This window comes from Burkholderia sp. Bp9140, assembly GCF_003853425.1.
Lineage (GTDB): Bacteria > Pseudomonadota > Gammaproteobacteria > Burkholderiales > Burkholderiaceae > Burkholderia.
In genome coordinates this window covers 1-1,154 of record NZ_QTPQ01000110.1, presented here as the reverse complement: position 1 = coordinate 1,154, position 1,154 = coordinate 1, and the positions used below count along the sequence as shown (strand labels likewise).

1 protein-coding gene is annotated in these 1,154 nt (G+C 69.4%); it reads right to left on the bottom strand.

Annotated features, from left to right (window positions below; genetic code table 11):
• Window positions 1-1,154: acetyl-CoA C-acetyltransferase (locus DIE21_RS36820; RefSeq protein ID WP_148092780.1), on the bottom strand; the 1,154-nt coding region annotated here is incomplete at both ends.

Genomic DNA, 1,154 nt, shown 5'->3' with positions numbered 1-1,154 from the left:
CCCATCCCGCCGCCGATGCACAGCGACGCCAGCCCGCGCTTCGCGTCGCGCTTGACCATCTCGTGCAGCAGCGTCACCAGGATCCGGCAGCCCGATGCGCCGATCGGGTGGCCGATCGCGATCGCCCCGCCGTTCACGTTCACCTTCGACGTGTCCCAGCCCATCTGCTTGTGCACGGCCAGCGCCTGCGCCGCGAATGCCTCGTTGATTTCCATCAGGTCCAGGTCGCCCGGCGTCCAGCCCGCTCGCTCCAGGCAGCGGCGCGATGCCGGCACCGGACCCATGCCCATCACGCTCGGATCGACACCCGCGTTCGCGTATGCCTTGATTCGCGCGAGCGGCGTCAGGCCGAGTGCCGCCGCCTTCTGCGCCGACATCACCAGCACCGCCGCCGCGCCATCGTTCAGGCCCGACGCGTTCGCCGCCGTCACCGAGCCGTCCTTCGCGAACGCCGGCTTCAGGCCCGCCAGCGATTCCGCCGTCACGCCGTGACGCACGAACTCGTCGATCGCGAACTGCAGCGGCTCGCCCTTGCGCTGCGGAATCGACACCGGCACGATCTCGTCGTTGAAGCGGCCGGCCTTCTGCGCGGCTTCCGCCTTGTTCTGCGACAGCGCCGCGAACGCGTCCTGGTCCTCGCGCGTGATCCCGTATTCCTTCGCGACGTTCTCCGCCGTGATGCCCATGTGGTACTGGTTGTACACGTCCCACAGGCCGTCGACGATCATCGTGTCGACCAGCTTCGCGTCGCCCATCCGGAACCCGTCGCGCGAGCCCGGCAGCACGTGCGGCGACGCACTCATGTTTTCCTGGCCGCCCGCGATCACGATCTCCGCGTCGCCCGCCGCGATCGCGTTCGCCGCCAGCATCACGGCCTTCAGGCCCGAGCCGCACACCTTGTTGATCGTCATGCCCGGCACCGCGCTCGGCAGGCCGGCCTTGATCAGCGACTGGCGCGCCGGGTTCTGTCCCGAGCCCGCCGTCAGCACCTGACCCATGATCACTTCGCTCACCTGCTCGGGCTTCACGCCCGAGCGCTCCAGCACCGCGCGAATCACCGTCGCGCCCAGCTCCGGTGCCGCGACCTTCGCAAGCGAGCCGCCGAATTTGCCGACCGCGGTCCGCGCGGCCGATACGATCACTACGTCCGTCAT